We start from the raw sequence: 6,575 nt of genomic DNA, 5'->3' as shown, positions 1-6,575 counted from the left end.
TGGCTGGGTGATGTGTATAAGAGACTGTAGTATACCTCAACTGCGCCCATACTAAATGGATTGTTTCTTTAACTTCAACTTTTCGTAAAGGGGTACGTATGCTTGACTCAATGTGGGATGGGAGTGCTCGTCGCAAACCCTCTCCACTTTAGCTCCGCCATACAGCTAAGTACTAGTCGTGCACGTACTCCACTACTTCAAGGCCGTAACCTGAAAGTGCGTGATATTTAATTGGTTTACTAAGAAGACGCATTTTGTGTACGCCCATTGATGCTAGAATTTGACTGCCTACACCAATAGTGCGTGACGATCCCTGCCAGTCAGCGCCAGTCGGGCGCTCGCCTCGGTCTTCTGCGGCAAAGCGGCGTACCTGACTTTCAATATGCTCTTCTTTACCTAATAGCACCAATATGCCACCGTCTTCTGAAATTTTGCGCATGCCATCTGCAAGCGTCATCGAGCGATGAATACCGCGGGTAGACCCAAGAAGATCACTAAACGTATTGTGAAGGTGTACACGTACAAGTGTCGGCTCATCTTCTTTAATTTCGCCTTTTTTAAGTGCGAAATGAAGTTGGTTGTCGATGCTGTCTTTAAACGTGTGAAGCTCGAAATCACCATACTCGGTTGGCATATTGCATTGAGCGACCTTTTGAATGGTGGTTTCGTTGAGATTGCGATATTCAATTAAATCAGCAATGGTGCCGATTTTAAGATTATGTTTTTCAGCAAACTTTTCTAGTTCTGGACGACGGGCCATCGTGCCGTCTTCATTGAGGATTTCTACAATAACCCCAGCAGGCTCTAACCCTGCCAAACGCGGTAAATCTACACCGGCTTCTGTGTGACCTGCGCGGTTTAACACGCCACCGTCTTTAGCAATTAGCGGAAAAATATGACCCGGCTGTACAATGTCTGTCGCTTTCGCATCTTTCGCTACAGCAGCTTTAATGGTTGTTGCGCGATCTGCCGCCGAAATGCCTGTGGTCACGCCGGTTGCCGCTTCAATAGACACAGTGAAGTTGGTAGAAAATTGTGCTTCATTTTTATCCACCATAAGCGGAAGATTCAGGGCGCGACAGCGCTCTTGCGTCATTGGTAAACACACTAAACCACGAGCGTGGGTTACCATAAAGTTAATGGCTTCAGGCGTCACATGCTCTGCCGCCATTATCAAATCGCCTTCATTTTCCCTGTCTTCGTCATCCATCAAGATAACCATTTTACCTTGGCGAATGTCTTCAATTATTTCTTGTGTAGTGTTAAATGCCATGTTGTGTGCTTCTTGTAGGGTTATTTTCTTAAAAATCCGTTCTCGGCAAGAAATGCCATGTCAATGCCTTTGCTTTTTGGTTCGGCGGCTTTGTCGCCCAACATCAGTCGCTCTAAATAGCGCGCAATAATATCAACCTCTAAGTTCACCGCTGTGCCCACCTTATAGCTCCCCATAATGGTTTCTTGCAATGTATGAGGAATGATCCAAAGCATAAATTCTGCGCCATTAACTTCGTTAACAGTTAAGCTGATACCATCAACGGTGATACTACCTTTATGCGCAATATATTTAGCCAAGGCTTCTGGCGCTTTTACCCAGAACTCTATGTAGTCTGAGTGCTTAATGATTTGTGTAACCTCGCCTACACCATCAACGTGACCGGAAACGATATGTCCGCCTAAACGGTCGCTTGGACGCATCGCTTTCTCAAGATTCACCGTAGAGCCTGCGCTGTAATGTGCAAAGCCTGTTAATTTGATGGTCTCTGCCGACACATCTGCACAATAATAATCGGGGCCCATATCAGTAACTGTTAAGCAAACACCATTGGTCGCAATACTGTCGCCGAGTGCGACATCAGACATATCAAGCGTAGGCGATGAAACGGTAAGTCGAATATCGTTGCCACGGTTATCAAGCTTCTTGATTGTACCTAGCGCTTGAATAATTCCTGTAAACATAAAGTTCCTCTTTAATCGCGTTAACCACGGGTGTTGCTAACATCAGGACGGAAGATAAGCTTAATATCGTTACCCACTTGACGATTTTCAATAAGCGAAAGCGAAATACATTCATTTAGCGACGTGAGCGCGGGTAAATTAACCATACTGACTCCCTTATCACCTAAAAGCTTAGGCGCTTGGTAGCAAATAAGTTCATCCACCAGCCCTTCTTGCAATAATGCACCGGCAAGGCCAGGGCCTGCTTCCACCCAGACTTCATTGTATTGCTTATCGCCTAGTGCTGACATAAGTGAATGTAAATTGAGTTTACCGTCTTTTTCATCTACCGAAAGATAGTGCTGTGTTGCCGTATCTGGGTGGGCTTGCGATGTAGCAGTTAAGGTTAGGTTGCCGTCATTAAACAATGCGTAGCCTCGACTAAGCGCGCTTTTGCCATCGATAACAACACGGGCAGGTTGACGAATGTGTTCCAGAGGATAATTAGTGAACTGTGCTTCTTGTTCTCTAACCAACAAACTAGGGTTATCGGCTTTCACCGTACCTGAGCCTGTGAGCACCACGCAACTTTGTGCACGATACTGTTGCACATCCCGCCTTGCTTCTGCACCAGTAATCCACTGACTCACCCCATTTTGAAGGGCTATTTTTCCATCTAGGCTAATGCCTAATTTCACGCGAACAAAGGGCTTACCAGTAAGCATGCGTTTAATAAACCCGGGGTTTAGCGCTGCGGCCTCAGCAGCCATCACTTCGCTTACCACTTCGATGCCTGCTTCCTGCAGAATGCTAATACCGTTACCGCATACGTTTGGATTCGGGTCGGTCATAGCAATAACAACACGCGCTACCTTTGCTTCTACCAAGGCAACAGCGCAAGGCGGTGTGCGACCAAAATGACTACAAGGTTCAAGTGTAACGTATGCCGTCGCGCCCTTTGCGCCCTGCGGACGTGCGTTAGATGCTTGTCTTAATGCATGCACTTCGGCATGGGGTGTACCAGCTTGAATGTGATATCCCTGACCAAGCAAATGATTGTTTTCGTCAACAATTACACAGCCTACGCGAGGGTTAGGAGAAGTGGTAAAACGCCCTTGTTGGGCAAGCTGAATGGCTTTTGCCATCCAAAAATAATCGTTTTTAACCGTATCGTGGTTCACTTGGATTCCTGTTGTAGCCCTAAGTGCCTGATGTTTGAGAGGTCGCCGACTTAATCTCCTAATCGCGCAATCTCTTCTCCGAATTCACGAATATCTTCGAAAGAGCGATAAACGGAGGCGAACCGGACATAAGCAACTTTATCGAGTTCTTTGAGGGCTTTCATAATTAGGTTGCCGAGCAGTTCACTGCTCACTTCACGTTCACCGGTTGCGCGCAACTGTGACTTAAGTGAGAGGATACATTGTTCAACTTTTTCTGTGCTCACAGGGCGCTTTTCGAGTGCGCGTTGCAAGCCTGCACGAAGTTTATCTTCGTTAAACGGTTCACGAGAACCATCGCGTTTAATAACGCGAGGCATCACGAGCTCAGCACTTTCAAAGGTCGTGAAGCGCTCGTGACACACCATACATTCACGGCGTCTACGCACCTGTTGCCCTTCTGCAACCAAACGAGAATCAATGACTTTTGTTTCTTGTTCTGAACAAAACGGGCAAAACATGAATAATCCTTAAATATTGCGTACTTAGGTATCTAAATTAAACCTAGACTAGTTAGTCCAGCATTAGTACCAAAGTACGCAATAAAACACAAACCTATTTATTTATAAACAGGGAATTGTGCGCAAAGTGCAACCACTTCGTCTTGAACACGTTTGATAACAGACTCATCGCCCATGTTATCTAGAATGTCGCAAATCCATGTTGCAACTTGCTTAGCTTGTTCTTCTTTGAAACCACGGCGAGTAATCGCTGGGCTACCAATACGAAGACCGCTGGTTACAAACGGTGAACGCGGGTCATTTGGCACTGAGTTTTTGTTTACCGTAATATTTGCGGCACCAAGTGCTGCGTCAGCATCTTTACCGGTAATGTCCTTGTCGATTAGGTCAAGAAGGAACAAGTGGTTGTCAGTACCGCCAGAAACGATGTTATAACCGCGCTCTTGCATTACAGAAACCATAGCTTTCGCATTTGCAACAACCTGCTGCTGATACACTTTAAATTCTGGCTGTAGTGCTTCTTTGAATGCAACCGCTTTAGCTGCGATCACGTGGCAAAGAGGGCCACCTTGGTTGCCTGGGAATACCGAGCTGTTAAGCTTTTTGTAAATCGCTTCATCGCCACATGAAGATAGGATAAGACCACTACGTGGACCCGCTAGCGTTTTATGAGTAGTCGTTGTTACCACGTGAGCGTGAGGAAGCGGGTTTGGATAAACGCCCGCTGCTACAAGACCTGCTACGTGCGCCATATCTACGAGCAAGTAAGCGCCAACGCTATCAGCGATTTCACGGAATTTTGCCCAATCAACAATGCCAGAATACGCAGAGAAACCACCGATAATCATTTTCGGCTTGTGCTCTTTAGCAAGTGCCTCAACCTGAGCGTAATCGATTTCACCGGTTTCTTTGTTCAGACCATACTGAACAGCATTGTAGGTTTTACCAGAGAAGTTTACGTGTGAACCGTGAGTAAGGTGACCACCTTCAGAAAGGCTCATTCCCAATACCGTATCGCCTGCGTCAAGTAGTGCCATGAATACGGCAGAGTTAGCTTGTGAACCAGCGTGCGGTTGAACGTTCGCGTAGTCTGCACCGAATAGTGCTTTTGCACGATCGATAGCAAGTTGTTCAACAACGTCTACGTGCTCACAACCACCGTAGTAACGCTTGCCTGGGTAGCCTTCCGCGTACTTGTTAGTAAGCTGCGAACCCTGTGCTTCCATTACACGTGGGCTACAGTAGTTCTCAGAGGCAATTAGCTCTATGTGATGTTCTTGACGCTCAACCTCTTTAGACATTGCATCGGCTAATTCAGGATCGAAGTCGGCTATATTCATTTCGCGAGAAAACATGGGGGCTCCTTAACTGCGGTTTTTATATGGCGTTACGCACTGATTGCTCAAATTCGAGCCATATTCTAGTCATTTTCGGGGGCTTGTATACCGCTTTGTGACCAAATTAATATAAATGGCGCAGGTTTAACGAAATACCTGCGCCAGCGCGAGATCAGACCTGTTTTTCCAGGGCTTTAACACGGTCAAATAAACTACCAATTTTGGCAAGGCGAACCGTATTTTTGCGCCAGTCACGGTTGGTTTGTGCTGGCTGGCCAGAAGAATAAACACCCGGTTCAGTGATATCTTGTACAATCATGGTATAGCCAGTCACCTGAACATTATCGCAAATGCTAATGTGACCATTAATGCCCACTCCACCACCGATAATAACGTGCTTGCCGATATGACAGCTACCAGCAATTCCTGTAGCGCCGCAAATACAAGAGTGATCACCAATAATACAGTTGTGGCCAATTTGTACTTGGTTATCGATAATAACGTTAGTGCCTAAAATCGTATCTTCCATGGCGCCGCGGTCAATGCTGCTGCTTGCGCCAATCTGACTGTCGTCACCAATGCGAACCGACCCTATTTGTGGAATAGGGATCCAAACGCCTTTATCGTTTGCGTAACCAAAGCCTGCCGCGCCAATCACCGTTTGGCTATGAATCGTCACGCGCTTACCAATTACTACGTCATGATAGATAGTCACGTTCGGGTGAATGGTACAGCCTTCACAAATATGAGTGCCTCTGCGAATAACAGTATTGGCGCCAACCGTAACTCTATCGCCTAATACTACGTTCTCTTCAATAATCACGTTGTGTCCTAGCGACACATCACTGCCGATACGGGCAGATGGAGCAATAACCGCTGACTCAGCAATGCCTGTAGCTACCGCTGGGGTAGTATCAAATAACTGCGCGATAAGAGCGAAAGCAGCATGAGGGTTTGCCACAATTAATGCAGGAACTGGGCTCTCACCTTTTAAGCTTTCGTGCAGAATTACCGCACCGGCCTTAGTATCTTTTAGCTGAGGCTTATATTTAGGGTTGGTCAGGAAGGAAATTTGATGCGACGCTGCACCAGATAACGTACCTACTGCAGAGATCGTGATATTTCCATCACCCTGCACTTCCCCATTCACGTGCTTAGCAAGCTCATCCAAACTGTATGTGCGTTTATTCATAGCAGTCATTTAAATTACCTGTTCAGAGATATCGATAGAACCTGTTGACTTTTACTGTAGAAATTTAGGTTTAGTTGGAAACCCTTTTAATCGCGAAACAATCCTACAGGCTCTGGTTTTGAGTCTAACGCTTTTAGGCTATATCTGGTGGCTACAAACTCCCCAGAAAGCACACGCTTACCCTTTATAATGAAACCAAGTTTACCTTAAATCGCCTCATCAACCGACGCATAAATCAAACTTTTTAAAATGAGCGCTCAAATTTCCATCAAGCACGAAAGCACCGAGTGTAAGTGACAAGGGCCTGTTGACCTTTTCTGTACATCAAAGGTCAACAGGCTCTAGCATAAACTACCCTGTTACGAGTAGAATACGCCCAATTAGGACTTTATTATTTTTCACCGCTTTTTCAGCGAGGATAGAGCATGGC

General features: G+C 46.0%; 6 protein-coding genes. All 6 read right to left on the bottom strand.

The genetic code is table 11. The features are described from left to right. Positions 1-172 precede the first annotated feature (172 nt). Entirely contained in the window at positions 173-1,273 is a 1,101-nt protein-coding gene (gene ribBA / locus QVA83_RS14035) for a bifunctional 3,4-dihydroxy-2-butanone-4-phosphate synthase/GTP cyclohydrolase II (protein WP_287498605.1), read from the bottom strand. 20 nt (positions 1,274-1,293) lie between these two features. Beyond that, on the bottom strand, positions 1,294-1,956 hold the full coding sequence (locus QVA83_RS14030; RefSeq protein WP_014976984.1) for a riboflavin synthase: 663 nt from the start codon (positions 1,954-1,956) through the stop codon (positions 1,294-1,296). A gap of 20 nt (positions 1,957-1,976) precedes the next feature. Continuing rightward, entirely contained in the window at positions 1,977-3,116 is a 1,140-nt protein-coding gene (gene ribD / locus QVA83_RS14025) for a bifunctional diaminohydroxyphosphoribosylaminopyrimidine deaminase/5-amino-6-(5-phosphoribosylamino)uracil reductase RibD (RefSeq protein WP_014976985.1), read from the bottom strand. 50 nt (positions 3,117-3,166) lie between these two features. Then, positions 3,167-3,616, bottom strand: coding sequence for a transcriptional regulator NrdR (gene nrdR, locus QVA83_RS14020; protein ID WP_012517538.1), 450 nt, complete (start codon positions 3,614-3,616; stop codon positions 3,167-3,169). 98 nt (positions 3,617-3,714) lie between these two features. Beyond that, a complete protein-coding gene (gene glyA, locus QVA83_RS14015) occupies positions 3,715-4,971 on the bottom strand; it encodes a serine hydroxymethyltransferase (protein ID WP_014950092.1) in 1,257 nt (418 codons plus the stop codon). A gap of 154 nt (positions 4,972-5,125) precedes the next feature. Beyond that, complete coding sequence (gene lpxD, locus QVA83_RS14010) at positions 5,126-6,154, bottom strand: UDP-3-O-(3-hydroxymyristoyl)glucosamine N-acyltransferase (RefSeq protein ID WP_287498604.1); 1,029 nt, start codon at positions 6,152-6,154, stop codon at positions 5,126-5,128. Positions 6,155-6,575: the final 421 nt, after the last annotated feature.

The organism is Alteromonas sp. AO-Serp (assembly GCF_017849675.1).
Classification (GTDB): domain Bacteria; phylum Pseudomonadota; class Gammaproteobacteria; order Enterobacterales; family Alteromonadaceae; genus Alteromonas; species Alteromonas macleodii.
Note: the sequence above shows the minus strand (reverse complement) of the source record. Positions and strands in the feature narration are given on the sequence as shown.

Bases quoted from the DNA above. Each gene is read 5' to 3' on its own strand.
- ribBA (WP_287498605.1), bottom strand. From the start codon at position 1,273: ATGGCATTTAACACTACACAAGAAATAATTGAAGACATTCGCCAAGGT.
- QVA83_RS14030 (WP_014976984.1), bottom strand. From the start codon at position 1,956: ATGTTTACAGGAATTATTCAAGCGCTAGGTACAATCAAGAAGCTTGAT.
- nrdR (WP_012517538.1), bottom strand. From the start codon at position 3,616: ATGTTTTGCCCGTTTTGTTCAGAACAAGAAACAAAAGTCATTGATTCT.
- glyA (WP_014950092.1), bottom strand. From the start codon at position 4,971: ATGTTTTCTCGCGAAATGAATATAGCCGACTTCGATCCTGAATTAGCC.
- lpxD (WP_287498604.1), bottom strand. From the start codon at position 6,154: ATGACTGCTATGAATAAACGCACATACAGTTTGGATGAGCTTGCTAAG.